At 68.2% G+C, this 25032-nt stretch carries 21 protein-coding genes; 12 read left to right on the plus strand and 9 right to left on the minus strand.

The window, feature by feature from the left end; translation table 11 throughout:
- The first annotated feature begins 552 nt into the window (after positions 1 to 552).
- Together DM816_RS03075 and DM816_RS03080 are read left to right on the plus strand one after the other, a co-directional pair.
- Complete coding sequence (locus tag DM816_RS03075; RefSeq protein ID WP_162907041.1) at positions 553 to 1485, plus strand: phosphotransferase enzyme family protein; 933 nt, start codon at positions 553 to 555, stop codon at positions 1483 to 1485.
- A gap of 77 nt (positions 1486 to 1562) precedes the next feature.
- Complete coding sequence (locus DM816_RS03080) at positions 1563 to 2801, plus strand: glycoside hydrolase domain-containing protein (protein WP_117208514.1); 1239 nt, start codon at positions 1563 to 1565, stop codon at positions 2799 to 2801.
- 251 nt (positions 2802 to 3052) lie between these two features.
- Here DM816_RS03080 and DM816_RS03085 read toward each other — a convergent pair whose 3' ends face one another.
- Positions 3053 to 4471 (minus strand): Hsp70 family protein, encoded by a 1419-nt coding sequence (locus DM816_RS03085; protein ID WP_342768662.1) that lies wholly within the window; start codon positions 4469 to 4471, stop codon positions 3053 to 3055.
- Between the two features lie 70 nt (positions 4472 to 4541).
- Positions 4542 to 5210, minus strand: coding sequence for a hypothetical protein (locus DM816_RS03090; protein ID WP_162907043.1), 669 nt, complete (start codon positions 5208 to 5210; stop codon positions 4542 to 4544).
- A gap of 206 nt (positions 5211 to 5416) precedes the next feature.
- Here DM816_RS03090 and DM816_RS03095 point away from each other — a divergent pair, with 206 nt between their 5' ends.
- Positions 5417 to 5815, plus strand: a complete 399-nt coding sequence (locus tag DM816_RS03095; protein ID WP_117208517.1) for a hypothetical protein — start codon at positions 5417 to 5419, stop codon at positions 5813 to 5815.
- Between the two features lie 162 nt (positions 5816 to 5977).
- Positions 5978 to 6577, plus strand: coding sequence for an RICIN domain-containing protein (locus DM816_RS03100; RefSeq protein WP_117208518.1), 600 nt, complete (start codon positions 5978 to 5980; stop codon positions 6575 to 6577).
- A 182-nt stretch (positions 6578 to 6759) separates the two neighbouring features.
- On the opposite strand, the gene DM816_RS03105 is transcribed toward DM816_RS03100, so the two are convergent.
- Both DM816_RS03105 and DM816_RS42100 read right to left on the minus strand, forming a co-directional pair.
- Complete coding sequence (locus tag DM816_RS03105) at positions 6760 to 7443, minus strand: SMI1/KNR4 family protein (protein WP_162907044.1); 684 nt, start codon at positions 7441 to 7443, stop codon at positions 6760 to 6762.
- Positions 7444 to 7453: 10 nt separating this feature from the next.
- Entirely contained in the window at positions 7454 to 7633 is a 180-nt protein-coding gene (locus tag DM816_RS42100; RefSeq protein ID WP_162907045.1) for a hypothetical protein, read from the minus strand.
- 129 nt (positions 7634 to 7762) lie between these two features.
- On the opposite strand from DM816_RS42100, the gene DM816_RS03110 reads away from it, so the two are divergent.
- The 3 genes from DM816_RS03110 to DM816_RS03120 are packed head-to-tail and all read left to right on the plus strand — an operon-like array spanning position 7763 to position 11698.
- Entirely contained in the window at positions 7763 to 8863 is a 1101-nt protein-coding gene (locus DM816_RS03110) for an ArsR/SmtB family transcription factor (protein ID WP_117208520.1), read from the plus strand.
- A 12-nt stretch (positions 8864 to 8875) separates the two neighbouring features.
- The gene (gene dacB, locus DM816_RS03115) at positions 8876 to 10477 is read left to right on the plus strand and encodes a D-alanyl-D-alanine carboxypeptidase/D-alanyl-D-alanine endopeptidase (protein WP_117208521.1); all 1602 of its coding nucleotides are present in this window, start codon (positions 8876 to 8878) and stop codon (positions 10475 to 10477) included.
- 15 nt (positions 10478 to 10492) lie between these two features.
- Positions 10493 to 11698, plus strand: a complete 1206-nt coding sequence (locus DM816_RS03120) for an amidohydrolase (protein WP_117208522.1) — start codon at positions 10493 to 10495, stop codon at positions 11696 to 11698.
- Here DM816_RS03120 and DM816_RS03125 read toward each other — a convergent pair.
- The gene (locus DM816_RS03125; RefSeq protein ID WP_117208523.1) at positions 11693 to 12466 is read right to left on the minus strand and encodes an alpha/beta fold hydrolase; all 774 of its coding nucleotides are present in this window, start codon (positions 12464 to 12466) and stop codon (positions 11693 to 11695) included. The two genes, DM816_RS03120 and DM816_RS03125, sit on opposite strands and share 6 nt — an antisense overlap.
- An 82-nt stretch (positions 12467 to 12548) precedes the next feature.
- On the opposite strand from DM816_RS03125, the gene DM816_RS03130 reads away from it, so the two are divergent.
- Positions 12549 to 13811 (plus strand): GntR family transcriptional regulator, encoded by a 1263-nt coding sequence (locus DM816_RS03130; RefSeq protein WP_117208524.1) that lies wholly within the window; start codon positions 12549 to 12551, stop codon positions 13809 to 13811.
- Positions 13812 to 13871: 60 nt separating this feature from the next.
- Here DM816_RS03130 and DM816_RS03135 read toward each other — a convergent pair whose 3' ends face one another.
- Complete coding sequence (locus tag DM816_RS03135) at positions 13872 to 16487, minus strand: MGH1-like glycoside hydrolase domain-containing protein (RefSeq protein ID WP_117208525.1); 2616 nt, start codon at positions 16485 to 16487, stop codon at positions 13872 to 13874.
- 28 nt (positions 16488 to 16515) lie between these two features.
- On the opposite strand from DM816_RS03135, the gene DM816_RS03140 reads away from it, so the two are divergent.
- From DM816_RS03140 to DM816_RS03155, 4 genes are all read left to right on the plus strand, one after another.
- On the plus strand, positions 16516 to 18240 hold the full coding sequence (locus DM816_RS03140; protein ID WP_117208526.1) for an amylo-alpha-1,6-glucosidase: 1725 nt from the start codon (positions 16516 to 16518) through the stop codon (positions 18238 to 18240).
- Positions 18241 to 18375: 135 nt separating this feature from the next.
- Positions 18376 to 19629 carry a glycosyltransferase family 4 protein gene (locus DM816_RS03145; RefSeq protein WP_117208527.1) on the plus strand — a complete coding sequence of 418 codons (1254 nt, stop codon included), beginning with the start codon at positions 18376 to 18378 and terminating at the stop codon, positions 19627 to 19629.
- Positions 19626 to 21350: a 1,4-alpha-glucan branching protein GlgB gene (gene glgB / locus DM816_RS03150; RefSeq protein WP_117208528.1), complete on the plus strand. Its 1725-nt coding sequence runs from the start codon at positions 19626 to 19628 to the stop codon at positions 21348 to 21350. The genes DM816_RS03145 and glgB overlap by 4 nt, the downstream gene beginning before the upstream one ends.
- A complete protein-coding gene (locus tag DM816_RS03155; protein ID WP_117208529.1) occupies positions 21334 to 22161 on the plus strand; it encodes a nucleoside hydrolase in 828 nt (275 codons plus the stop codon). The genes glgB and DM816_RS03155 overlap by 17 nt, the downstream gene beginning before the upstream one ends.
- Positions 22162 to 22182: 21 nt before the next feature.
- On the opposite strand, the gene DM816_RS03160 is transcribed toward DM816_RS03155, so the two are convergent.
- From DM816_RS03160 to DM816_RS03170, 3 genes are read right to left on the minus strand one after another with little or no spacing between them, the layout of a single operon-like run.
- Positions 22183 to 22824, minus strand: coding sequence for a response regulator (locus tag DM816_RS03160; RefSeq protein WP_117208530.1), 642 nt, complete (start codon positions 22822 to 22824; stop codon positions 22183 to 22185).
- Positions 22821 to 23942: a sensor histidine kinase gene (locus DM816_RS03165; protein WP_117208531.1), complete on the minus strand. Its 1122-nt coding sequence runs from the start codon at positions 23940 to 23942 to the stop codon at positions 22821 to 22823. Before DM816_RS03165 ends, DM816_RS03160 begins: the two co-directional genes overlap by 4 nt.
- Before the next feature lie 15 nt (positions 23943 to 23957).
- Complete coding sequence (locus DM816_RS03170) at positions 23958 to 24896, minus strand: hypothetical protein (RefSeq protein ID WP_211588524.1); 939 nt, start codon at positions 24894 to 24896, stop codon at positions 23958 to 23960.
- Positions 24897 to 25032 lie beyond the last annotated feature (136 nt).

Consider the following 25032-nt stretch of genomic DNA (forward strand, 5'->3'; position numbering starts at 1 on the left):
GGCGGCGCGCGACTCGCCCGCGCCACCGGGCAGCGGCTTCGTGTCGCCGAGCGCGTCGGACAGCCACTGCAGGGCGCGGCGGCGGGCCGGCTCGTCCAGGGGAGCGAGCGCCTGGTAGGCGGTTTCGAAGGCGGAAAGTTCGGTCAGGGCCATGGCAACAGTCCTCAAATTAATGAATCGTGATTCACGTTCACATTCATGCTAACCGTAATTGATCGTAAACTGTCAACCGCGACTCAACAATCTGCGATTCGAGAATATCTGTAGAGTGTGATTCTGGTCGATGCAATCGCCGCTGCCAAACCGGGGCAGAAAAATCGCTTGAGCGGCTGATTCGTGCCATCCCAGGGTGTGCCCGTGCTGTGTTGATGAGCCAACCGAAGCCGCGCCCGGCGCCCCTGCCGCCCCGCGCGATCCGCCCGCTTTGGCCGGATGTCTAGGTGCGGGCGGCCTCCACCTTCCAGGGAGCTCCGCGCTCCGCAAGTCCGCGGCGCGCGCATTATCCGCGATATTGCTGTCGCGTCGGCACGCGGCGGGTGTTCCAATGGCCCGGTGGATGCGGCGGAGATTGCCCGGCGGTTCGCGCTCGGCAAAGGCGCACGGCTGTCGGACGGTCCCGTCGCGCGGGGCAGGCAGGGCGAGGTGTGGCGGCTGGACACCGCGGACGGTTCGTTCGCGGTGAAGGTCCCGTTCCATCGGTCCACTGAGGACAATGTGGCCGCGTCGACCGCGTTCCACGAGGCGGCGTATGCGGCGGGAGTGCCAACGCCCCAGGTGCGGCGCGCGATTGACGGGCGCGTTTTCGCCCAAGGTGTGCGCGTGTACGAATGGGTCGACCTGCTGCCGCCGACCACCGAGCTGGATCCCGCGATGCTCGGGCAGATCGTGGCCACCATGCATCGGGTGCCGTTGGACGAGTCGGGCCCGGTGCACTCGTGGTACACCGAGCCGGTCGGCGCGGCGCGTTGGGACGAGCTGGTCGGGCTGCTGCGCGAGCACGGTGCGCCGTTCGCCGAGCGGCTGGCCGCGCTGCGTGACGAGCTCGTCGCGCTGGAGTCGTGGCTCGAACCGCCGCGAAACACACGCACGTGCCACCGCGACCTGTGGGCAGACAATGTGCTCCCGACCGCGGGCGGCGGCGTGTGCGTCATCGACTGGGAGAACAGCGGCCCGTGTGACCCGAGCCACGAGCTGGCATGCGTGCTGTTCGAGTTCGGGCGCACCGACCCGGGCCGGGCTAGCGCACTGGTCGACGCGTATCAACAGGCTGGTGGACCGGCCGCGGTGGACAGCCGCGCCCACTTCACGATGCTCATCGCCCAACTCGGACACATCACCGAGATGGCCGCGTCGGATTGGCTGGAGCCCAACGTGCGCTCGCCACACCGCGCCGACGCGGCGGCGTGGATCGGTGAGGTGCTCGCCGAGCCGCACACCCGCGAGGTGTTGGATGCGCTGCTCAAGGTAGTGCGAGGCCACGACTAGCCATAGTAGGCGATGCATGGTAAGAATTTTCCAGGTACCCCCCAAGACCTGAAAAATTCTCCCGCCCGGAGGTCTGGATGAGAACCCTCCTCGCACTGATGCTGGCCGCGACCGCCATCGCGCCCATCCCGTCGGCCACACAAGTCACCGCGGCACCCGCCATCCAGGCCGCGCTCCCGCCCCAGCCCGGCACGTTTGTCGGCAGGGGATTCGACACGTGCACGGCACCCTCGCAATCGGCGATGAACGCGTGGCGTAACAGCTCGCCCTATCGCGCGATCGGCATCTACATCAGCGGGGCCAGCCGGTCGTGCTCGCAGCCCAACCTGACCGCGACGTGGGTGGCCAATCAGGTCAACAACGGGTGGCGGCTCATCCCCATCGAGCTGGACAAACAAGCGCCGTGCGGCACACGCCAGCCGAAAATGTCCAGCAATCCGACCACGGCTCGGTCTGAGGGCGCGGCCAGAGCGACCAGCGCGGTCAACGCCGCCCGCGCGCTCGGCATCCCGGCGGGCAGCACCCTCTACAACGACATCGAGCACTATCCGTCCAACGCGTCGTGCAAGGCGGCGGTCATGTCCTATCTGTCGGGCTGGACGCTGCGGCTGCACGAGCTCGGCTATCTGTCCGGGATGTACTCCAGCGGATCGTCCGGCATCACGGACGTGTGCAGCGAATACCACAACCCGGCCTACACCCGGCTGGACCACCTGTGGATCGCGTGGTGGAACGGCGTGGCCGACACCGACGCCGGACAGTACTGCCCGGACGAGTACTACGCCAACCACCAACGGCTGCACCAGTACGCGGGCGAGGTCTACGAGACGTGGGGCGGCGTGAGACTCCACATCGACCGCAACTATCTCGATGTCGCGCCCGTGACATCGGAACCGCCCGGTGGCGGCTGGAGCGTCATCGTGGACAACACCGACAGCGGGCGGTTCACGGCCAGTGCCAGCTGGGGCTCGTCAACGTTTTCGAGCCAGCGCTACGGCACCGACTATCGCTTCGCCGATCCCGTCTCGGCGAGCGACGCCGCCTGGTACAAGGTGAACATCCCCGAGACGGCTTCCTATGAGATTTCCATTTGGTACCCGGCCAACTCCGGCTACAACGATTCGACCCCGTTTGTCATCGCGACCACGACCGGCACCCAGTCGGTCAGGGTCAACCAGCGCATCGGCGGCGGCGCGTGGATGTCGATCGGCGTGTTCACGCTCGCGGCGGGCGACGGCGACAAGGTGGGCGTGAGCCGATGGACCACGGGCACCGGCTACGTCATCGCCGATGCCATCCGCGTTACGCGAGTTTGACCGGGCAGAGCAGCAGGCAAAATCACGGCTTCCCCTGAACGGAGTTTTCACCGGGGCGCGTTGTCGAAGGGTTGACTCTGTTCGGGCGAGGCCGTGCGCTTGCGCGGGTGAGGCTGAAGGCTTCGCGAAGCGTTCAACCCTGACCCGCTGCGGGAATTGTCGAAGGGCTGACGCTGTGCGGGCGAAGCCGTGCGCTTGCGCGGGTGAGGTTGAAGCCTTCGCGAAGCGTTCAACCTCACCCGCTGCGGGAATTATTGAAGCTGCCCCTCGTATTCGCCCTTGCCGTCGATGAGGTGGATGCGCCCGTCGGGGTAGAGGGAAAACTCGAAATCGTCATAGCTGAGCTCGACGGCGAAACCGTCCAAAGTGGACCCGTCGAGCTTGGCCTGTGAGGCTTCGCCGGAGTGCGACACCACGCGCAGCCGACCCGTGCCGCCCTCGGGCAGCTTGAGCTGGCGGCCGGTGCGGATCAGGCGCAGCTCGCCGTCGCCCGTGGCCAGCTGGCGCATTTCGAGCAGCGGGGTGTATGCCTCGTAGACCGTGCGCTGCTGCCGGCCCTTGTCCCACTCCAGCACGATGTCGAAGGCCGGCCGGTATTTGTTGATGCGGGCGTAGCCGCTCGCCAGCGCAAGGCCGGTCGCGACCGCGAATTCCGGTGAGGCGTGGGCCAGTTCGATGCGCGTGCTCGGCGGGAACAGCTGGGCCAGGCGCTCGGTCACGTAAGGGATCTGGCTCATGCCACCGGACAGGACGACGACATCGACCTGTGCGGCGAGCTCGTCGATCGACACGCTCACGATGTCTTCGACCTCGGTGGCGTTGGGCAGTGCCGCGATGCGCAGGGCCGTCTCTACATACTGCTCGGCACGGTCCATCTGCGCCGCGAAAACCTCGTTGAGCTGCTCGCGGCTGTACGGGATCGACGCCACGCCGAACTCGCGTCGCGGCAGTTTCACGTCGACCTCGGCCACGCTGCTCAGGCTGATCTTCACGTCGGGTGCGGCGTGTTGCAGGCGCTGGCGCGCACGCTTGGGCCGCTCCAGCATGCGCACATCGATGCCGCTCGCGGCCAGCCGGTATTCCAAGTCCTCGGCGACCACCCGGTCGAGCGCGTTGCCCGCCTCGGCCACGCCCAGCGCGGCGAGCACGGAAACATCCTGCTTGCCTTGGCCTTGCACCTCCAGCACCGCGATGTCGAGCGTCCCGCCACCCATGTCGAACACCAGCACGCGCACGGGCGCCTTGGGGCCCTTTTGGTTTGACAGCCACGCGATGCCGGCCGCAACCGGTTCGTCGACCAGATTGGCGAGGGTCACGTCGAGGCCCGCGCGGCGGGCAAGCTCATGCAGCCGGCGCCGCTGCGGGCCGTCCCACATCGCCGGGCAGCCCAGCGTCGGGGGATTGGCCGTCATGTCGACGCCCTTGGCCGAGGCGCGCCGCACCGTCTCGCGCAGCATCTCGACCATGAGGTCGTCGGCGCGCACGTCCTTGGTACCGGTCGGCGTGTCCAGCTGCACGAAGGCGCGATTCTCCGTGATGCACCGCTTGATCGAGCGCACCAGCTGGGCATCGTCCACATAGAGCGCCTGCTCGCCGACCAGGATCGCGCCATCGTCGGCATAGCCGACCAGGGAGGGCATCCACGCAAAGGTCTCGCCAATGGGTACCACGCCGCGCTGCGAAGCGACGAAAATGGTCGAGGTACCGAAATCCAATCCGCTTCCGCTTCTCAAAGGTCACCTATTCCTCGACGACTGCCTTGCCCAGCAGCACATCCTCGCTGCCGCGCCTCCAGATATACCCGGGCCGCACAACAATTACCGATGCCCCGTCGCGAATCCGGCCCCCGATGGGCTGGTGTTTCCTTCGGTCGAACCTGGTCGCTTCACCCGCTCGGCCGATCGGATCCAGCCCGCTGCGCTTCACCCACGCCCGCACCTGGCGCATCATCACCGGCGGGTCGGTCTCGTTGGCCAGCAGCTCCTCGACCTCGCTCGCGAGCTCGGCCAGCAGCCGCACCCGGTCGATCTCCGCCTGCCGCTGCCTGGCCTCCTGCTCACTGTCGTTATTAGACGGTACCGCCAAAGCCTCCCGGATGACCTCGGCGAGCGCGGTGCGTCGCGGCCCGGCCAGCCCATCCTTGACCAGCAGCTCAAGGGCTTCGGCCGGGGACACGTCGGGCACCTGCGGCCCGGTCCAACGGTAGCGACTGCCCTCGATCGCGACGTGTTCGTGGGCTTTTACCAGCTTTTGCACGATGGGCCATGCTTTTTCGGCGCTGCCCTTGCTCATCCCGCCGGACCGCAGGCCCTCCCTGATCTCGGCCGGGGACAGCGCCTTGCCCGCATGCTGAAGCACCCGCAGCACGCGATCGAGCAGCGCGTCGGCAGACATGTCCGGGCCAGTCACGACCAGCACTGTAATGCTTGCGCCCCGAACCGCCGTAGCCAAGGTCCGGCATTGCCCACTCGACTGCCGCCGTATTCATGTGAGCCACTGGACGATGTGCGAACACTTACCGCAGCTATCACGTTGGCTCTGCTGGGCATCCCCGCTGCGACTCCCGCTCATGCCGCGCAGCAGCAGGTGACATGCATCATCAACAAGGTCATCAGATGGGACTCGCCGCTGAAAACGTCGAGCAGCAGGTCACCTTCCGCACCGCGGGCCAGCTCACCGGATGCATTGGCGGGCTGTCGGCCACGGCCACCTATGCGAAGACGGGCACCTACACGAGCGCCACGTGCACCACGGTCCTGCGGGGCGGCACCGGGATACGAGTGTGGGACTGGACCGCGCCGGGTGTGGAATCCAGCCATTTCGCCTACCTTGTCACGGGCGGCCGGGTCGACGGCAACATCGTGGCGGTGGCCACGGGTCCGATCATCGCCGGGGCCTACATCGACTCGGCGGTCCGGTCGGCAGCGTCCGCGCCGGAGCCCGATCCGCTCGCGTGCGCGGGCGACGGCGCGGAGCGCGTGATCGTGGCGGGCGCCCTCACCACCGGCGTCTAAACCTGGCGGGCCACACCCGGCGACTGTCCACAATAGATCTTTCCGGCGGAACGCACATCCAAAGAGAGTGTCAAACAACATTGTCGTGGATGGATATTGACAGTGGACGCTATCTCTCGATAGCGTTGAGCCCAACATCCAACGGGGAAACATGGGGGTTACATGTTCCAATCCAAGGTGCGCAGACTCAGCATGTCGCTCGTCTGCCTCGTCACATCCGTGTTCGCGTTCGCCGGAGTGGCCTCGGCCGCGCCGGACGACACCAAACCGGCTCGTCCGAAGGCGCGCGAAGGATCGATCGGCACGCTGTCCTTCGGACCCGTGGTGATCTGGAACGCCACCACTGGAAAATGTGTCGACATTCCGGGTTACGGCAACGGGACGGTGAACGGTCCGGTCAACCAGTACACGTGCGACAACAGCACCGCCGACAACCAGCGGTTCATCTTCGATGACCTGGGCATCGGTGATGGCTTCTACAACATCCGCAACGAAAAGGACGGCCTGTGCCTGGACGTGCCCAACTACGGTTCCGTGGGTTCCGGCACTCTCGTCAGCGAATACCACTGCGACTACAGCACCGCCGACAACCAATTGTACTATCTGGAGGTGCGGCCGAGCGGCTACTACTGGATCCGCAACGTTGCCAGCGACGGGGACCTCTGCCTTGATGTTGCAGGATTCGGGACCGGGGGCAACGACGCCCGGCTCACGCTCTACACCTGCAGCGACACCGACGACCATCTCTGGCTGCCCTACTAGCACTGGCATGGGGCGGTCGGCGTCCAACCGGGCGAACCCCCGGGGCGTCGGCCGCTCAAACCGGCCTGCGGCCCCACTGATCGTTGTGGCTTATCAGAGATTTCCATGGCCGGGCTACCGATGACTACGATCTGCCTGTAGCTTAGGCTCCGGCCGAACGGCGATGCGATTCTGCGGCACGTTCAGGAGTTGTAGCGGGGGTTGTCGCCGTACTTCAGGAAGCCGTATGAAGCTTCCTGCCCAGTGTCGGTGCCCGTTGTCGCCTCGGCGAGCGCGTCGTCGAGCCATCGCCGGTAGAGCGTCATGAAGTCGACTTCGAGGCAGTACAGCCCGGTGCTGTCGTCGCTGCTGTCGAGCCACACCGTGCCGCGCCGGGGGCCGCGCACGACGAGCGAGAACCAGGCCCCGCAACCATAGTCCACAATGGGCAGACGGCCGTGCAGCCATGGCACGTCGGAGTACTTTTGCGACAGCTCACCGAAGCGGGCCTCATATGAGGGGTCCGACTCGAGTCGTGCCAGGTGTTCATCCCAGTCATCCGGCTGGCCGATCAGCTCGCCGAAGTCCACATCGGACTCCAGCGGGCAGTCGTGGCCGAGCGAGTCCAGCGAGCCGAGCGCGGTTTCGAGCCGGGACAGCGCCGCGCCCAGCGGGAGCACCCCGTAGTACGGGCCCGCGCCGCCGTCGCCGACCTCCGTCACGAACCAGCGATACTCCTCGGGCAACCGCGCGCCGATGGCCTGCTCCGCCCGCGCGAGCGTCGCCGCGTCCACCGGGGGATTGAGCTCGTACCCGTGCCGGAACGCGGCGAACACCTCGCGCCCCGGATCCGCCGCAGCGATCCGTGCCAGCATCTCCCGCACCACACCCGCGATGCTACGTGTCCCAATCCTCCGAGCTGCCGAGGGCACGTTCGCACCGCGCGATCCCATCCAGCGCCGCCAACCGGTCGACCCGCGCGTCACCGAGAGCCGCGCGGTAGTCGGCCAGGGCGAGCTCGTACTCCTGCTCCCGCTCATAGTCCTGCCCTCGCCGGCACATGACCTCGGGATCCATCGCGCCTCCGTGGTGTGTGCGGCCCACGGGGAATGGCCGCACACATGACAAGTCTGAATGTCTGAAAGGACGGCACGCCAAGCCTTTCAGTCGTGGCTTAAACGGCACGCCCTTTGCGAAGCTGACGCCATGGCCTGGCGGATCCACTTCACTGCCGACGACCTGGCCCGCACCCGCGTCGCGCCCACGCTCGGCCCGCTGGCCGAGACACTGCTGGGCTTCTCGCTGCTGCGCGCCCGCGACAAGCCGCCCGTCGCCCTGGCCGGCTGGCAGGCTGACGCGCGACAGCGCCTGTCCCCGGCGATGCGCCCGCTCGCCGCGCTGATCCGCGGCCGCCGTTTCGGGGTGGATCTGTGGACCCTGACCGGTGCGGCGCCGACGATCGAGCAGGGGCTGCGCGCGCTGATCGCGATCCGGCCCGAGGATGCCCGCGCCGAGCTGGAGTTTTTCGCCGCCGAGAGTCCATTGCCGACCGACGCGTGGCGCATCGCCGACCGTGCCGACCTCGGGCGCCGTCTGCTCGCCAACTCCGCGCACGCGACCTACTCCGCGCTGCTCGAACCGTACTGGCCCCGCGTGCACGCCCACCTGCACGCCGAACGCCTGTCCCGCTCCCGCCTCCTGCTCGACGGCGGCGTGGAGCGCCTGTTCGCGTCGCTCGGCCCGTGGGTGCGCTGGCGTTCGCCCGTGCTGGAGATCCATGCGCGGCCGGACTTCGATCTGCGCCTGGAGGGCCGTGGCTTTGAGCTTGTCCCGTCCATGTTCGTCGGCGACCGCCCGCTGCTGCTGTTTGATCTGGCCAGTCCGGTGAGTCCGGCCCGGCTCGTGTTCTCGGCAGCGCGCGACCCGGCCCCGCTGACGAACGGATCAACCCGCAACGGAGGCGCGCTCGGCGCGCTCATCGGCCGGACCCGCGCGGCGGCCCTGGCCCGTACCGCATATGGTTGCAGCACAAGCGAATTGGCCAGCCATCTCGGTGTGTCCGTGGCCGCCGCGAGCCAGCATGCCACCGTCTTGCGTGATAATGGGCTCATCATGACCCGCCGCGAGGGCAGCTCGGTGCTGCATACCCTCACCCCACTCGGCGCCGAGATGCTCAAGGTTTCTTCAGGCGAAGCCGTGCTCTTGCGCGGCGGGGCTCGGCCGCGGAGCGATCCGAGCCCCGCCGCTGCGGAAAACGCAGTGAACGATTCGCGCGAACGTGATCTGGATTGGAACTTATTTTCATGACAGCATGCGTGGATGCGTAGACGCCTCTACATGAGATCCCTCGCGGCCGGCCTGCTGGCGGTGACCGCGTTTGCCGCGGGCGTGCCGACGACCGGCGCGGTCGCGTTGCCCGAAGACCCGGCCGTGGCCAACCTCGCCGCGGCGATCGACGCCATTCTGGCCGACGCCCGCCTCACCGGGGCGCAGGCCTCGGTCGTCGTGCGCGACGCGGCCACCGGCGAAACCCTCTACGACCGCAACGGTTCCCGTCGCTTGCTTCCGGCCTCCAACAACAAGTTGCTGACGTCGGCCGCTGCGCTTGAAATTCTTGGCGAGGGGTACCGCTTCAGCACCGAGGTGCGCGCGTTGGCAGCGCAGCGCGGCCCGGCCCTGCTCGGCGACCTCTACCTGCGCGGCACGGGCGACCCGACCCTGCTGCAGCGCGACTATGACGATCTCGCCGCGCAGGTCGCGGCCAAGGGCGTGCGTGTCGTCACCGGCGACCTGATCGCCGACGACACCTGGTTCGACTCGGTGCGCCTCGGCACCAGCTGGGGCTGGGACGACCAGCCGTACTACTACGCGCCGCAGGTCTCGGCGCTGACGGTCTCGCCCGACACCGACTATGACATGGGCAACGTGATCGTGAAGATCAGCCCGGCCCCGGCCGCCGGGCAGCGTCCACTCGTGACGGTCACACCGGACACCGGCTATGTCACGTTCGACAACCGCGCCGCGACGGTCGCGTCCGGCGGGGCCGACACGATCTCCTTCGAGCGCGAGCACGGTACCAACAAAATAATCATCACTGGAACGGTCCCGGTCGACGGCACGCCGACCGAAGACTGGTCCACGGTCTGGGAGCCCACGGGCTATGCGGCCGACGTGTTCCGGCGCGCGCTCAAGCGGCAGGGCATCACCGTGCTCGGCCGTGACCGGCTCGGCGTGGCCGTGCCCGAAGGGGCACGCAGCCTCGCAAGCCACCAGTCCATGACGCTGGCCGAGCTGCTGATCCCGTTCATGAAGCTGTCCAACAACGGTCACGCCGAGGTGCTCACCAAAGCCATAGGGCGCAAGGTTTCCGGGCAGGGCACGTGGCCCGCCGGCCTGGCCGCGATCCGCACGTCGATCGCGTCGATGGGCATGGACACCGCCATGCTGCGTGTGTCGGACGGCAGCGGGCTGACCCGGTTCAACCTGGTGCCGCCGGTGGAGATCTCCGATCTGCTGGTCGCCGCCCGTGGCAAGCCCTGGTTTTCCATCTGGTACCAATCCCTGCCCATCGCCGGGGAGGCCGAACGCTTCGTCGGGGGCACCCTGCGCAGCCGCATGCGCGGCACACCGGCCGCGGGCAACGTGCACGCCAAAACCGGTTCGCTGACCGGGGTTTCGGGCCTGTCCGGCTATGTGACCGATGCCGACGGACGCCCGCTGGTGTTCTCGATCCTGCTCAACAACTATCTCGTGTCGGGGACGAGCGTGAAGACGGGCATCGAGGACCGCATCGCGGTCACGCTGGCCACATTCACCCGTGCTCCGTCTGCTGCCCGCGTCGCGCCGCCCCGGGAATCGGTCGTGCCGTCGGATGTGCCTGACGGGCTCGAATGTTCGTGGGTGAAACCCGACCGCTGCTGAGGCTAGAGTCGATCCATGACCATCGAGCTCGCTGGGCTGTACAAGCACCTGCACGCCAACCCCGAACTGGCCTACGCGGAGCGCGAGACCGCCGCGCTGGCCGCCAAGCACGCCCGCGAACTGGGCTACGAGGTGACCGAGGGGGTGGGCGGGACGGGTGTGGTCGCGTTGCTGCGCAACGGGCCCGGCCCGGTGGTCCTGCTGCGGGCCGACATGGACGCACTGCCCGTGCACGAGGAGACCGGGCTCGGCTACGCCAGCACCCGGCCCGGTCTCATGCACGCGTGCGGCCACGACATGCACGTCACCTGGCTGCTCGGCGCGCTGGAGGAGCTCGCCGAGCATGCCCCCGGCTGGAACGGCACGGTCATGGCCGTGTTCCAGCCGGCGGAGGAGAACGGCGGCGGTGCGCAGGCGATGGTCGACGACGGCCTGTTCGAGCGCTTCCCCATGCCCAGTGTCGCGTTAGGACAGCACCTGGTAAACCTGCCCGCCGGCACGGTCGGCTATCGCGCGGGCAACTTCATGGCGGCGTCGGACGCGGTCCGGGTCAAGCTGTTCGGGCGGGGTGGGCACGGCTCACGCCCTGAGACCACCGTCGACCCGGTCGTGATGGCGGCCGCGACCGTGCTGCGCCTGCAGACGATCGTGGCGCGCGAGATCGGGCCGCTGGACACGGCCGTGGTCACGGTCGGCTCGATGCACGCGGGATCGGCCGCCAATATCATCGCGCCGGACGCCGAGCTGCTGCTCAGCGTGCGCAGCTTCAACCCGGCCGTGCGGGAGGCGGTGCTCGCGTCCATCGAGCGCATCGTCAAGGCCGAGGCGCTGGCTTCGGGCGCTCCGGTGGAGCCGCAGATCGTGCGGGAGGGCGGATATCCCGTGCTGCACAACGACTCCGCAGCCACCGCCAAGACCGTGGCCGCGCTGGGCCGGGCCCTCGGGACGCGCAACGTCATCGAGCGGCAGCCGGTCATGGGCAGTGAAGACTTCGGCAACTTCGGGCGGGCTGCCGGCGTACCGTCATGCTTCTGGTTTGTCGGCGGATGCGACCCGCAGGCGTTCGCGGCGGCTGCTGTGACGGGAAGGCTCGATATCGACATCCCGTCCAACCACTCGCCACACTTCGCCCCGGTGCTCGAACCGACGCTGCGGACGGGCGTGGACACCATGGTGGCCGCCGCGCGCGCCTGGCTCGCGGACGGCAACCCGGCGTCATGAGCCGGTCTTGGCGCGGCTGACCGGGGCGACCGTGGTGATCGGCTCGCGGGTGAGGAAGTCCAGCAGCAGCGTGTTGACCAGATGCGGCTTCTCCTGGGTGAGGAAGTGCGACGTGCCCTGGACGATCGCCAGCTCGGCGCCCGGGATGGCGCGGAACATCTCGATCGTGTGCTCCAGCGTCGACAGGTCGTCGTCGGAGGCCATGACCAGTGTGCGGGCGCGAATCTTCGCCACCTCGGCGATGTCGATGTGCGGCTCTTTGGCGGCCATCTCGCCGATCTTCGTGGCCACGACCCGGAAGTGCTCGGCCCCGTCGGGGGACACCTCCGCGTAGGCCGGGCCGAGGAACTGCTCGATGGCGTCCACGTCCCACTCGGCTTCGGGCGCCGCCTCGCCGCTCTTGTCGAACCCGCCGCTGATCAGGACCAGCCGCTTGACCAGATCGGGCCGCTGGATGCCGATCAGCATGGCGGCCACCGCGCCGTCGCTGTGCGCGACCAGATCGGCCGGCTCGCCCACGACCTGCTCCAGGAACGCGATCGTGTCCTCGGCCATGAGCTGGTAGGTGATCGGACCCTCGACATCGGGCGTGTGGCCGTGCCCGCGGCGCTCCGGCACATACACGTGGAAGTGCTCCGCCAGCGCCGGGGTGTTGGGCTCGAACCACCTGCTGTCGACGAGCCCGCCGTGCATCAGCACCAGTGGATCACCCTTGCCGTGTTCCTCATACCAGGTGCGGACAGCGCCTAGCTGCGCGTATGTGCCCATGGCCCTCCTGTCGTAGCCGCGTGGCTGTGGTGCACAACCGCGCCACAACGTCGCGACAAGCTTGTCGGCGTATTCACATCTTATGAGGTACCAAGCGGAGCTATTGACCTTTCCGGTGGTGTTGCGGCGAGATGGGGCGGTGCCCCTGCGCGAGCAGTTGGCCGGCCAGATCGCCGCGGCGATCGACTCGGGCGCGGTCGTCTGCGGCATGCGCATGCCGTCGATCCGCACGCTGGCCGACGAGCTGGGCATCTCGCGCGGGGTTGTGGTCGCCGCTTATGACATCCTGCACGGCCAGGGCCATCTGGAGATCCGGCGCGGGGCGGGCGCGTTTGTCCAAACCGGACGATCGGGAGCGGTCATCGGGTACGTCGATCTCATGCCGGGCCGGGCGGTCGCGTTCCCCGTGCGGGCGTGGCGGGCGGCGTGGCACCACGCCAGCCTCCAATCGGGATCGGCTGCCGCGCCGGGCCTGCTCCGTGCGTTGGCCGAACATCTGGGGTGGGTTCCGCAGACACACGACATCGTGGTGACGGCTGGGGCTGGGGCCGGACTGCGGGCCGCGCTATCGGCTCTTGGGTGCGGCGGGCCCACGGTGGCGCTGGAGGAGCCGGGTGCGCCGGAGATGTGGCGGGCGGTGCCGGGCGGGATACCGCTGCCACGGACCGGGCCGGTTGGGCTGGACGGTGGTGTGCGGACGATCGTGGTCAGCCCGAACGGGAGCTTCCCGACCGGCCGTGTGCTGTCCGAACGCGACCGGCTGGTGTTGGCCGACTGGTCGCGGGGCGGCGGTGGCTACCTCGTCGAGATGGCGGAAGACACCGTCCTCCGCCGGGACCTGGCCGGCCTGCCCAGGCTGATCGACACGGCGGCGCGGGACCGGGTCATCGTGGTCGGCGGATTTGAGCGGGTACTGTCGCCGGCGCTCAAGGTTGGGTACGTCATCGCTCCACGTGACATCGCGGATTTGATCGCGCAGCGCGTGGATCAGCCGGGACATCTGCTCCAGCTGGTCGCGGCGCACCTGATCGCCGACGGTGCGCTGGCGCGGCAGATGCAGCGGCTCACCCGCCTGCACACGCAGAAGCGGTCCATTGTGGACTCGACGCTCAGGGTGCGGGGCCGGTGCCCGTGCACGGCGCTTCTGCCCGTGCCCGCGGGCATGACGGCAGTGTCGGCCGCTTCGGCTGCGGCGGGGCGTGGCATCGGTGTGCAGACTCTGGACCGGTACTACTACTTCGGGCGCAGACCGGTCGCGCAGGCGCTCGTGCTCGGGTACAGCCATCTGCCCGACAACGTCCTGCGCTACGGGCTCCGGAGGTTGCAGCACGCGTTGCACGGCTAGAGTGTGCCGATGGTGCGGAGACAGCTGTCGTCACCATCGAGCCGTGTCCGGAGCTTGACACTAGAAGCCTTGGATGTGTGTGCCTTGCCGTCTGTGGCCGCGCGCCAGGATCAGGTCGAGCACGAGTGCGGTCCAGCCGGCCTGGTGCATGGCGCCTAGGCCCTCCCCGGTGTCGCCGTTGAAGTACTCCGGGAACACGATGAGGTCCCGCCAATCCCTTGGCATGCCCGACTCTCCCCACATTGGACGGTCGCCGTGTACGTCGGCGAGGAACAGCGAGATGAGACGGTCGGAGATGTCGTCGGCGATCTGGGGCAGGGTGAGCATGTGCCCGGATCCGGTCGGATATTCCAGCTGCACATCGTGGTAGAAGTCCGCGTAGTGGCGCAGGCTCTCGACGAGCAGGTAGTTTACGGGAAACCAGATCGGGCCGCGCCAGTTGGAGTTGCCGCCGAAGGCGTGGCCGCGCGACTCGGCGGGCTCGTAGCCGATCGTGTATTCGTGCTCGCCCAGCCGGATCGAGAAGGGGGTGCTCTCGTGCGCCTTCGACAGCGTCCTGATGCCGTGCGGCGACAGGAACTCCTTCTCATCAAACATTCTTGACAGTACCCTGCGGAGCTTGCGCGGCCCGACGGCCGAGATCAGCCGCTGTTGCTGCCCACCCCCGCCGATCCGCCGCTCGCCCAGCACATGGGCGAACTCCGGCCGCTCCGTGAGGAACCAGCGCAACCGTGCCGCGATCTCGGGCAGCCGGATCAGCGTGACCGAGTTGAGGATCGTGGTCGCGCGCAGCGGCAGCAGCCCCACCACCGTGCGCACCTTGAGCGGCAACGACTTTCCGTCGGCCTGCCGGATGTGGTCGTAGAAGAACCCGTCCTCCTCGTCCCACAGCGGATCGGCGCCCTCCGATGCCGCGTGCGCGATGTAGGCGAAGTGCTCCAGGAACTTCGTGGCGATGTCCGTCCACACCGGATCCTTCGTGGCCAGCACGAGCGAGATCTCCAGCAGGTTCAGCGCGTACATCGCCATCCACGCCGTGCCATCGGACTGCTCCAGATGCCCTTCCACCGGCAGCGCCGCCGAACGGTCGAACGGGCCGATGTTGTCCAGCCCCAGGAACCCGCCCTCGAACAGGTTGTTGCCGGTCGAGTCCTTCCTGTTGACCCACCACGTGAAGTTCAGCAGGAGCTTGTGCATGATGTGCCCGAGGAACTCGTAATCGCGCGAGCCGTCCAACTCGAACACCCGCAACGCGGCCCACGCGTGCACGGGTGGGTTCACGTCACCGAACTGCCACTCATAAGCGGGGATCTGCCCGTTGGGATGCAGGTACCAATCCTTGAGCAGCAACAGCATCTGCTCCTTTGCGAACTGCGGATCGACCCACGCGATCGCCACGCAGTGGAACGCCAGATCCCACGCCGCGTACCACGGATACTCCCACGGATCGGGCATCGAGATCACGTCGAAGCAGCTCATGTGCCGCCATTGCGCGTTGCGCCCGTTGCGCCGCGACTCCGGTGGCGGGGGCGACGCCGGATCGCCATCCAGCCACCGGTTGACGTCGAAGTGGTAGAACTGCTTGCCCCACATGAGCCCGGCCACGGCCGCACGCGTCACGGCAGCCTCGTCCTGCGTCGTGCCGGGCGGCATGAGCGCGGCGAAGTATTCGTCGGCCTCGGCCTTGCGCACCCGCATCACGTCGTCGAAGTCCCCGCCCGGCAGGCCCTGCGTGAGCCGCAGGCGGATGCGCCGGGTCTCGCCCGGCGCGACGTCGAGGGCATAGTGCAACGCGGCCTTGGTACCCACCAGATCGGGGTTGACGGTATCGGCACCGCGGATCACATGATCGTTGATCCCGTCCTTGGGATAGACGCTGCGCCCCGGCATGCCCCACAGCCGCAGCGCGTTGGTCTCGTTGTCGCACACCAGAGGAACACATGGGCCCTCACCGCGCAGGGTCAGCTCGCCGAAGTCCTTGTGCTGCGCGTAAAGCAGGCCGGCCGTGCCGTGGATGGACGGCTTGTCGTCGCGCGCGGGCAGCCCCCACGCCCACGTGTTGCGAAACCACAGCGTCGGCAGCACGTGCAGCGTCTCGAAGTCGGGCCCGTTGTTCGTGATCGCCACCTGCACGCACATGTCCGTGGGGCTCGCCTTCGCGTAGTCCACGACGATCGACCAGTATCGATCATCGTCGAACACGCCCGTGTCCAGCAGCTCATACTCGCGATCCCATTTGCCGCGCCCGCGATTGACCGCGACCAGTTCGTTGTAGGGGAATTCGCGCTGCGGATAGTGGTACCGCCAAGACATCCACGAATGAGTGGGCGTGGAGTCGGTGTACCACCAATACTCCTTGACGTCCTCGCCGTGGTTGCCCTCGTGCCCGTTGAGCCCGAAGAAGCGTTCCTTGAGGATCGGGTCGCGGCCGTTCCAGAACGCGAACGCGAAGCAGAACGTCTGCCGCTCGTCGCAGATCCCGCCGAGCCCGTCCTCGTTCCAGCGATAGGCGCGGGAGCGGGCATGGTCGTGCGGGAAGTAGTCCCACGCGTTGCCCCAGTCGCTGTAGTCCTCCCGGACCGTGCCCCACGCGCGTTCAGACAGGTATGGCCCCCAGCTCCGCCAGCGTTCCTCTCGAGCTGCGGCAGAGTTCAGGCGGAGCTGTTCGGCATTCATGCTCCCTTGTCTAGCGCATGATGATTGAATGCGCATCGAGTTCGGCAGTCAGTTGTGTGGCGACCTTGATCAAGGTTCCACCCGCGAGTGGCTCGTGCCCGACGGTCTGGGCGGATTTGCCATGGGTACCGTGTCCGGCCTGCGTACCCGCCGCTACCACGGTTTACTGGTCGTCGCCGACCCCTCCCTGAGCAGAAAAGTGGCCCTGGCCTCGCTCGATCCCGTGGTCGACGGGGTCCGGCTGGGCACGCACGAGTGGGCCGACGGGACCATCGCCCCGCGCGGCCACGCATATCTGGAGCGTTTCGAGCTCGTGAACGGCTTGCCCGCGTGGCAATGGCGCCTTGGCCCAACTGTTATCCGGCGCGAGCTGGCCACCAAGCACGGCTCGGCGTGCGTGGCGGTGGTCGACCGGCTGCTCGCGGGCGGCCCCGTTGACTACACCCTTGAGGCCTTGTGCGTGTGGCGCGACCAGCACGGCGAGCAGCCCCCGGCCTCCTATGACGACGTCATGCGAAATCTGCGCCTGCGCGGTCCAAACTGGACTCCCGACGGCACCTGGATGCGGGGCGTGCGCTACCGCGTCGAGGCTGCTCGGGGCTATACCGCGACCGAGGACGTGTTGCTGTCCGGTCGTTTTCATGCACGGCTTGAGCGCGCTGGAGACGCGCTTGAGGTGACTTGCTGGGCGGGCGATCTCTCGCTAGCGGAGCCACCGCCCGCTCCGGTGATCATCGAGCGGGCGCACCGGCGCAACGCGGGCTTCACCGCGTTGCAGCGGGCGGCCGACGCGTTCATCGTGAAGGGCCCGGAAGTCGTCGCGGGCTATCCGTGGTTCGGCGCGTGGTCGCGCGACACGATGACCTCATACGAGGGGCTGTTCCTGGCCACCGGGCGGCACGACGAGGGGCGCGAGCTACTGCTCAACTACGCCGCCACGCTCAGCGAGGGCATGCTCGTCAACACCGCGGGGGAGTTCAACACGGCCGATGCCACGCTCTGGTTCGTGAACGCGATCGACCGGCATGTCACGCTCACCGGCGACACCGACCTGCTGGCCACGTTGCGGCCCGCGCTAGACGGCATCCTCAAGGCCCACCTGCACGGCACCCGGTACGGCATACGCGTGGACCCCACGGATGGCCTTTTGATCCAGGGCGCCCCTGGCGAGGCGCTCACCTGGATGGACGCCCGCGTGGAGGGCGTGCCCGTGACACCCCGCGCCGGCAAGGCCGTGGAGATCAATGCCTTGTGGTGCAACGCGCTGGCCGTGCTCGGTGATCCGCTGCTCGACAAGGCCGCCGGCTCGTTCCAGCGCATGTTCTCCGACGGGCGCGACACCGCCGACGACATTTCCCTGCGCCCCAACCAACTGCTGGCCTATTCGCTGCCGCAGGTTTTCCTGACGGGTCCCCTGGACCGATTCGACCCGCTGCTCACCCCGCTTGGCCTACGCAGCCTCGCGCCAAGCGACCCCTTGTATAAAGGCCGGCACGACGGCACGATGCGCGAGCGCGACCTCGCCTACCACCAGGGCACCGTCTGGCCGTGGCTGATCGGGCCCTACGCGACCGCGCTCAAGAAGGCCGGCGGTTCGCTTGACGGGCTCTTCGACGGACTGATGGCCCACCTGGGGGAGTGGGGCCTCGGTTCGGTGAGCGAAACCTGCCACGGTGATGCCCCGCACGGGGCCACGGGGTGTCCGTTCCAAGCGTGGAGCGTCGCCGAATTGCTCCGCTGCCAAAGTTTGTAACGGCAAAGAAACTCAAGTTCCGGACGACGGTAACTCAAGTAACGCATTATAGATCTAACCCAGCGACGCTCGGCACCCCTGGACAGGTGCCTTTTTGGTGTGCGCGAACAGGCATGCGGGAAACGAGGAGGCTCGATGGCAAGTGTCCTGATGCTCTCGTGGGAGTACCCGCCGGTGGTAGTCGGCGGGCTCGGCCGGCACGTGCACGCGCTAGCCACCTCGCTTGCCGCGATCGGGCACAAGGTGACGGTCGTGACCAGACACGCGCCAGGCGCGCCGGTGGACGAGATGCGCGAGGGCGTGCGCATCGTCCGCGCACCGGAGGACCCGCCGCTGTTCCCGCTGTCCACCCCGACGCTGCTGTCGTGGACGATGGCCTTCAACCACACGCTCACCCGGGCGGCGCTGCGAGCGACCGACACCGGGTGTTTCGATGTCATCCACGCCCACGACTGGCTCGTCACGCACACCGCGGTCACCCTGGCCGAACATCTGGACCTGCCGCTGGTGGCCACGATCCACGCCACCGAGGCCGGGCGGCACCAGGGCTGGCTGCCCGAGGACCTCAACCGCAGCATCCACTCCGTCGAGTGGTGGCTCGGCCACCGCGCGACCCGGGTCCTGGTCTGCTCCGCCTACATGAAATGGGAGGTGACCCGGCTGCTGCAGCTCCCGCAGGACAAGGTCGAGGTGGTACCCAACGGCGTGGATAGCACGGTCTGGCGTGCGAGCGCGCCCGCGGTGAGGCGCGCACGCGAACGCTTCGCCGGGAAAGGGCCGCTCGTGGGATTCGCCGGGCGGCTCGTTTATGAAAAGGGTGTGCAGGATCTGGTCGAGGCCGTGCCCGCGATGAAGGCCGAGCATCCCGGGCTGCGGGTGGTCATCGCGGGCGACGGGCCATACAAGGAGCAGCTCGTCGACGCGTGCCACCGCCGCGGTGTCGCCGACACGGTGAGCTTCACCGGTTTCCTGTCCGAACGTGAACTGCCCGCGATGCTCGCCGCGACCAACGCGACCGTGGTCCCGTCGCTGTACGAGCCGTTCGGCATGGTCGCGCTGGAGGCGGCCTCGGCAGGGGCGCCGCTGGCGGTGTCGGCGACCGGTGGGCTCGCCGAGATCGTCCAGCCGGGCGTGACCGGCATGACGTTCCCGCACAGCGATCCGCCCGCACTGGCCGAGGCGGTGTGCACGCTGCTGGCCGAGCCGAGGCGGGCCAAGGCGATCGCCAAGCGGGCGCTGGCGATGGTCGGCGAACGCTATGGCTGGCAAGGCATCGCGGGCAAGGTGGCCACCGCCTACGACGCCGCGATCGAGGCCGAGCCGCTGCGCCGGGTGCTGGGACCGGAGCCCATCCAGATCGTCGTCCCGGAGGGGAATTTGTTGCGATGAAGCTATGGCACCGGCTGGGCGCGCATCCTGTGCCGGAGGGGTGGCGGTTTGCGGTGTGGGCGCCGCGCGCCCAGCAGGTGCAGGTCATCGGGGACTTCTCCGGCTGGTGGCCCGATGACGGGATCCCGCTGTCGCGCGGTGACGATGGGGTGTGGACGGGCTCGGTGAGCGGCGCGGTCGCGGGGCAGCGATACCGCTACCGCGTGCTCGGGTGCGACGGGCGCTGGGTGTACCGGTCCGATCCGCTGGCGTTCGCGGCCGAGTGCCCTCCGGCGAACGCGTCGGTGTTGTATGCCGGCGATTACGCGTGGGGCGACGAGGCGTGGATGGCGGCCCGGCCCACCGATCACCACCGCCGGCCGATGTCCATCTACGAGGTGCACCTGGGGTCTTGGCGGCAAGGGCTGTCCTACAAGGAGTTGGCCGACGAGCTCGTGGCCTACGTCGTGGAGCTCGGGTTCACCCACGTGGAATTCCTGCCGGTCATGGAGCATCCGTTCGGCGGATCCTGGGGGTATCAGGTAACGGGCTTCTACGCACCGACGGCTCGATTCGGTACCCCCGATGAATTAAGGCATTTGATAGATCGCTTGCATCAGGCGGGCATCGGGGTGCTGATGGACTGGGTGCCCGCGCATTTTCCGCGGGACGATTGGGCGCTGGCGCGTTTCGACGGCGCGTGTCTGTATGAGCATCCCGATCCGCGGCGCGGCGAGCACCCCGACTGGGGCAGCCTGGTGTTCGACTACGGCAACCCGATGGTCCGAGAGTTCCTCATCTCCAACGCGCTGTATTGGTGTGAAGAGTTCCATGTGGACGGTCTGCGGGTGGACGCCGTCGCTTCCATGTTGTACCTGGACTACTCGCGCGGTTATGGGCAGTGGGAGCCGAACTGCTTCGGCGGCAATACCAACCTGGAGGCCGTCGACTTCCTGAAGGAACTCAACTACCGGGTCTACACCGAGCACCCGGGCGTCGTGATGATCGCCGAGGAGTCGACCGCGTGGGGCGGGGTGACCAAGCCGGTCGACTGGGGCGGGCTCGGCTTCGGCCTCAAGTGGAACATGGGCTGGATGCACGACACACTGTCCTATTTGGAGCGCGAGCCGCTTTTCAGACGGTACCACCACCACACTCTCACCTGGCCGGCGTTCTACGCCTCACACGAGCACTTCGTGCTGGTGCTCAGCCACGACGAGGTGGTGCACGGCAAGCGGGCCCTGGTGGCCAAGCTGCCGGGCGACCGCTGGAATCGGCTGGCCGGGCTGCGCGGGACGCTGGCCTACATGTGGGCGTTCCCCGGCAAGAAGCTGCTTTTCATGGGGGCCGAGCTGGCACAGGAATGGGAGTGGAGCCCGGACGGCCACCTGGCGTGGGACTACGCCGACCCCTTTATCGGGGCCCTTGTCCGCGACTTGAACGGGCTGTACAAGAAACTGCCCGATCTCTGGCCGGACGACGGTTTCCGGTGGCTGCACGAGGACGCGTCGGGCAACACGGTCGCGTTCGCCCGCGGCGACGGCGTCGTGTGCGTGGCGAACTTCTCGGGAATCCATCAGAATGTCTACCTTCCGTCAGTGCGCGGGTGGCACGAGGCGCTCAACACGGACGCGGCCTGCTACGGGGGTTCGGGCGCGGGAAACCTTGGTGTGATCCGCGGCAACACCGTCCAGCTTGGACCGCACGCCGTGATATGGCTTGTGTGTGAAGGTTTTGCTTGATACCGACATTGGCAACGACATAGACGACGCGGTCTGCCTGTCCTACCTGGTCGCGCAGCCTTTGGCCGAACTGGTGGGCGTGACTACGGTCACCGCCGACCCTTTGGCGCGGGCCAAGCTCGCCAGCGCGCTGTGCCCGCCGGAGATCCCGATCGCGCCCGGCGCGGCCCGGCCGCTGCGGGGTGAGCCGCTGCAGGAGCCCCCACTCGACGCCGACGCGCTGCTGGCGCGCTGGCCGCATCGGGAGTCGTTCGACGAAGACGCGGTGTCGCTCATGCGGCGGGTGATCCGTGCGCACCCGGGCGAGGTGACGCTCATCGCGATCGGTGCGCTGACCAACGTGGCCCAGCTGTTCCGGGCCGACCCGGCCACGCCGGGGCTGCTGCGCTCGCTCGTGCTGATGGGCGGGCAATATCTCGCGAGGGGCGACAAGGCCGAGTGGAACGTGCGCAACGACCCGGCCGCGGCGTCCGTCGTCTTCGAGGCCGGGGCGTCACACCTGCGGGCGATCGGGCTGGACGTGACCCGGCAGGTGCACATGGACGCGGCTTCGTTTCGAGCGCGCTTCGACCCGAAGCTGGTCGACTTCGCCGGGCCGTGGCTGGCATTGCGCGATGGCGTGACGTTCCACGACCCGCTCGCGGCGGTCACCGTGTTCGAGCCGTCGGTGTGCGGTTACCAGCGCGGCACGGTCGCGCTCGACGGCCCATTTACCGTCTTCGACCCATCCCCGGACGGCCCGCACGAGGTCGCAACCTCGATCTCGCCATCCGCCTTCTTCGCTCACTTCCTCCCTCACCTTTCCGGTTGATCATGGATATTAAGCTCATGATCAACGGGAAAGATGGGCGGCGTAGACGGCCAGCTGGACGCGGTTGGCGCTGCCGGTTTTGGCCATGAGGCTGGCGACGTGGGTCTTGACGGTCGTGACGCCGAGGTGCAGGCGTTCGGCAATCTCCGGATTGGACAGTCCCTGCCCCACGAGCTCCAGCACCTCGGCCTCGCGCTCGGTCACACCCTTGGGCAGCTCGCGCCGCGGTGCGGCGGCGGCCTGGCTGCGCACAGCGTGCGCCACGAGCCTTCTCAGCACGGCCGGGCTGAACGGGCTGTCCCCGGCCGCCGCGCGGCGGATCCCGTCGAGCAGCTCGCCCGGCGTGGCGTCCTTGACCAGAAAGCCGCACGCGCCCGCGGCCAGGGCCGGATAAAGGTGATCGTCGTCGTCGAACGTGGTCAGCACGAGCACTCGCGTCGACGGACGCTGCTGCAGGATCCGCCCGGTCGCGACGATCCCGTTGACGCCGGGCATCCGCAGGTCCATGAGGATCACATCGGGCCGCAGCTCCTCGGCCATCCGGACGGCCGCCGCCCCGTCGGAGGCCTCGCCGACCACCTCCATGTCGGGCGCCGACTCGCACAGCATGCGCAGCCCGGCCCGGACCAGCTGCTGATCGTCGACGAGCATGACTCGGATCATGCCGGTATCCTCGCCGCCAGCTGCCAGCCGGAGTCCAGCGGGCCTGCCTGCAGCGTGCCGCCCAGCACCTCCACCCGCTCGCGCAGCCCGATCAGCCCGTGACCGCCGCCCTGTGCCGCCGCCGGTGGGAAGCCACCGAGGTCGTGCAGCTTGAACTCGACGCCGTCGCCGTCTACCCGGATCGACAGCCGCGTCTGTGCGTCCGTGCCCGCGTGCTTGGCCACGTTGGCCAGGCCCTCCTGGGTCAGCCGGAGCACGGCCAGCGCCGTGCGCGAGTCGAGCCGGATCACGCCCGGGTCGATGTCAGCGTCCACTTTGAGGCCTATCTGGCGGCTGCGCTCGACGGCCGCGACCAGCGCGACGGACAGGCCCTCGGGGTCCACAAAGGACGTTTGCTGGGCGGTGCCCGGGTCGCGCAGCACCGCCACCAGGCGACGCAGGTCGGCCAGCGCGCCGGACGCGGTCGAGTGCACGTCGTCGAGCACCTCGCGCACGCGCGGGTCGTCCAGCGGCAGCACGTTGCGGGCCACGCCCACCCGCAGCACGATCGACGCCACGTGGTGGGCGACCAGGTCGTGCAGTTCGCGGGCGATGTTGGTGCGCTCCTCGGCGCGCACCCGGGTCGACTCCTGCGCGGCGCGCTCGGCCGCCTGACGGTTGAGCAGTTGCAACGATCGCACCTGGAGTCCGACGAGCAGGGGCGCGGAAAACGGCGCGACACTGAACACGGCCGTGACGGGATGCGCCAGCAGCTCGGAGTAGTCCGACATCAGGCAGCCCGCGAGCGCACATAGCGCGCCGGCCCAGACCTGCCAACCGGATCGGCGCATGCCCAGTTCGAGCAGCCCCCAGGCGAGCGCGACCGTCGGGATGACATCGTTGTCCGCGCCGAAGAAGTCGCCGACTCCGATCGCCGCCGAAACTCCAATCACGACTGTGACCGGGGACCAGATGGTGACGTAACCGAACAGGAACGCGCCGATCGCGATGACCCAGTCGACCGCGTTTATCGGGTCGCCGTCCGGGCGGATCACCACATAGCCCACCCCGCTCAGGTTGAGCAGGGTGATCCGCACGAAGGTGTACCGCTCCTCGAACAGCCGGCTCACCCATCCCATGACCGTGAATCCTACTCAGGCGGCGGTGACGAGCTGCCGCTTCGCCGGGGCGCCCCAGGCGATCAGCCCACCGGCCGCGGTCGCCCCGACGAGCCCGGCCAATGCGGCGAGGGTGAGCCCGTCCGGCGCGACCAGCGGCTGGCCGCGCAGCGCCTGCCAGGTCACGAGCACCAGCAGGCCCGCATAGGCGAACGCGAACACCGACACCAGCCGGGTGCGGCGCACCGTGTCGCGCACCAGCCACGACAGCAGCATGGCGAACAGGATCGTGGCCTGCAGCGCGTGGATCCCGACGAAGTGCCCGACCCGCAGGTCACCGCCTGTCGTGCTCCAGCCGGTGATGGGCATGCCGGGCCCGCCATCGGGCACGCCCACCGCGTGCGCACCCATCATGGGCGAACCCTCGCGCTCGTCCAGCTCCAGCTGGGCCTCGGTCGGTACCACCATGAAAGAGCCTTGAGCGAGCCCGGCCAACAGCAGCACCATGCCGAGCCGGACAGCCCATGTCATCGCGCGATCCGGCATGCCATCGCGCCACAGCATCCCGGCGATGATGGCCGTTCCCAACCACAAAACGATGATGATGTACCCCATGAGGCTGAACAGGGTCTCGTCGAGCGGCGTTGCCTCGTTGAAGTGGCTCGCGCGCCCGCGAGCCGCCTGCCCCGTGATGATGGCGACCTCCAGCGCCGCCGCCACCGCGATGATGCCGCCGGTCCACCGGGCGAAGCGGCGCCCGCGCCGCAGATGGGCCATGAGCCAAGCCAACGTCAGGCCGTAGACCACGAACGAGACCGCGAACTTGAACGGCTTCAACCAGACCGGCTGCCCGCCGAGCGTACGATCGTCGAGCATCAGTCCGGCCAACGTGACGACGGTCAGCGCGGCCATCAGCCCGGCGAGCATCGTGAGTGGACGGTTGCCCGCCCAGGCCGTGCGCAGTGGAGTAATCATGCCCTTCACCATCGCCGCCCGCGTGCGCCGCCAGATCCTGCCGCAAGCCCGCGTTCCCTCCTCCGCTGGGCCGCCGCCTCCTCCGATGGCAGGAGGCCGACGGTAGGACGTTCCCATTGATCGAGGTCCATCGGTG

This window comes from Allorhizocola rhizosphaerae (genome assembly GCF_003426775.1).
Taxonomy (GTDB): domain Bacteria; phylum Actinomycetota; class Actinomycetes; order Mycobacteriales; family Micromonosporaceae; genus Allorhizocola; species Allorhizocola rhizosphaerae.

Excerpts from the sequence above, each read along its gene's own strand:
- DM816_RS03110 (WP_117208520.1), top strand. The coding sequence starts at position 7,763 with ATGGCCTGGCGGATCCACTTCACTGCCGACGACCTGGCCCGCACCCGC.
- DM816_RS03125 (WP_117208523.1), bottom strand. The coding sequence starts at position 12,466 with ATGGGCACATACGCGCAGCTAGGCGCTGTCCGCACCTGGTATGAGGAA.
- DM816_RS03135 (WP_117208525.1), bottom strand. The coding sequence starts at position 16,487 with ATGAATGCCGAACAGCTCCGCCTGAACTCTGCCGCAGCTCGAGAGGAA.
- DM816_RS03130 (WP_117208524.1), top strand. The coding sequence starts at position 12,549 with ATGAGGTACCAAGCGGAGCTATTGACCTTTCCGGTGGTGTTGCGGCGA.
- DM816_RS03160 (WP_117208530.1), bottom strand. The coding sequence starts at position 22,824 with ATGATCCGAGTCATGCTCGTCGACGATCAGCAGCTGGTCCGGGCCGGG.
- DM816_RS03095 (WP_117208517.1), top strand. The coding sequence starts at position 5,417 with ATGGGACTCGCCGCTGAAAACGTCGAGCAGCAGGTCACCTTCCGCACC.
- DM816_RS03140 (WP_117208526.1), top strand. The coding sequence starts at position 16,516 with ATGCGCATCGAGTTCGGCAGTCAGTTGTGTGGCGACCTTGATCAAGGT.
- DM816_RS03165 (WP_117208531.1), bottom strand. The coding sequence starts at position 23,942 with ATGGGATGGGTGAGCCGGCTGTTCGAGGAGCGGTACACCTTCGTGCGG.
- DM816_RS42100 (WP_162907045.1), bottom strand. The coding sequence starts at position 7,633 with ATGGATCCCGAGGTCATGTGCCGGCGAGGGCAGGACTATGAGCGGGAG.
- DM816_RS03170 (WP_211588524.1), bottom strand. The coding sequence starts at position 24,896 with ATGATTACTCCACTGCGCACGGCCTGGGCGGGCAACCGTCCACTCACG.
- DM816_RS03145 (WP_117208527.1), top strand. The coding sequence starts at position 18,376 with ATGGCAAGTGTCCTGATGCTCTCGTGGGAGTACCCGCCGGTGGTAGTC.
- DM816_RS03100 (WP_117208518.1), top strand. The coding sequence starts at position 5,978 with ATGTTCCAATCCAAGGTGCGCAGACTCAGCATGTCGCTCGTCTGCCTC.
- dacB (WP_117208521.1), top strand. The coding sequence starts at position 8,876 with ATGCGTAGACGCCTCTACATGAGATCCCTCGCGGCCGGCCTGCTGGCG.
- DM816_RS03120 (WP_117208522.1), top strand. The coding sequence starts at position 10,493 with ATGACCATCGAGCTCGCTGGGCTGTACAAGCACCTGCACGCCAACCCC.
- DM816_RS03080 (WP_117208514.1), top strand. The coding sequence starts at position 1,563 with ATGAGAACCCTCCTCGCACTGATGCTGGCCGCGACCGCCATCGCGCCC.
- glgB (WP_117208528.1), top strand. The coding sequence starts at position 19,626 with ATGAAGCTATGGCACCGGCTGGGCGCGCATCCTGTGCCGGAGGGGTGG.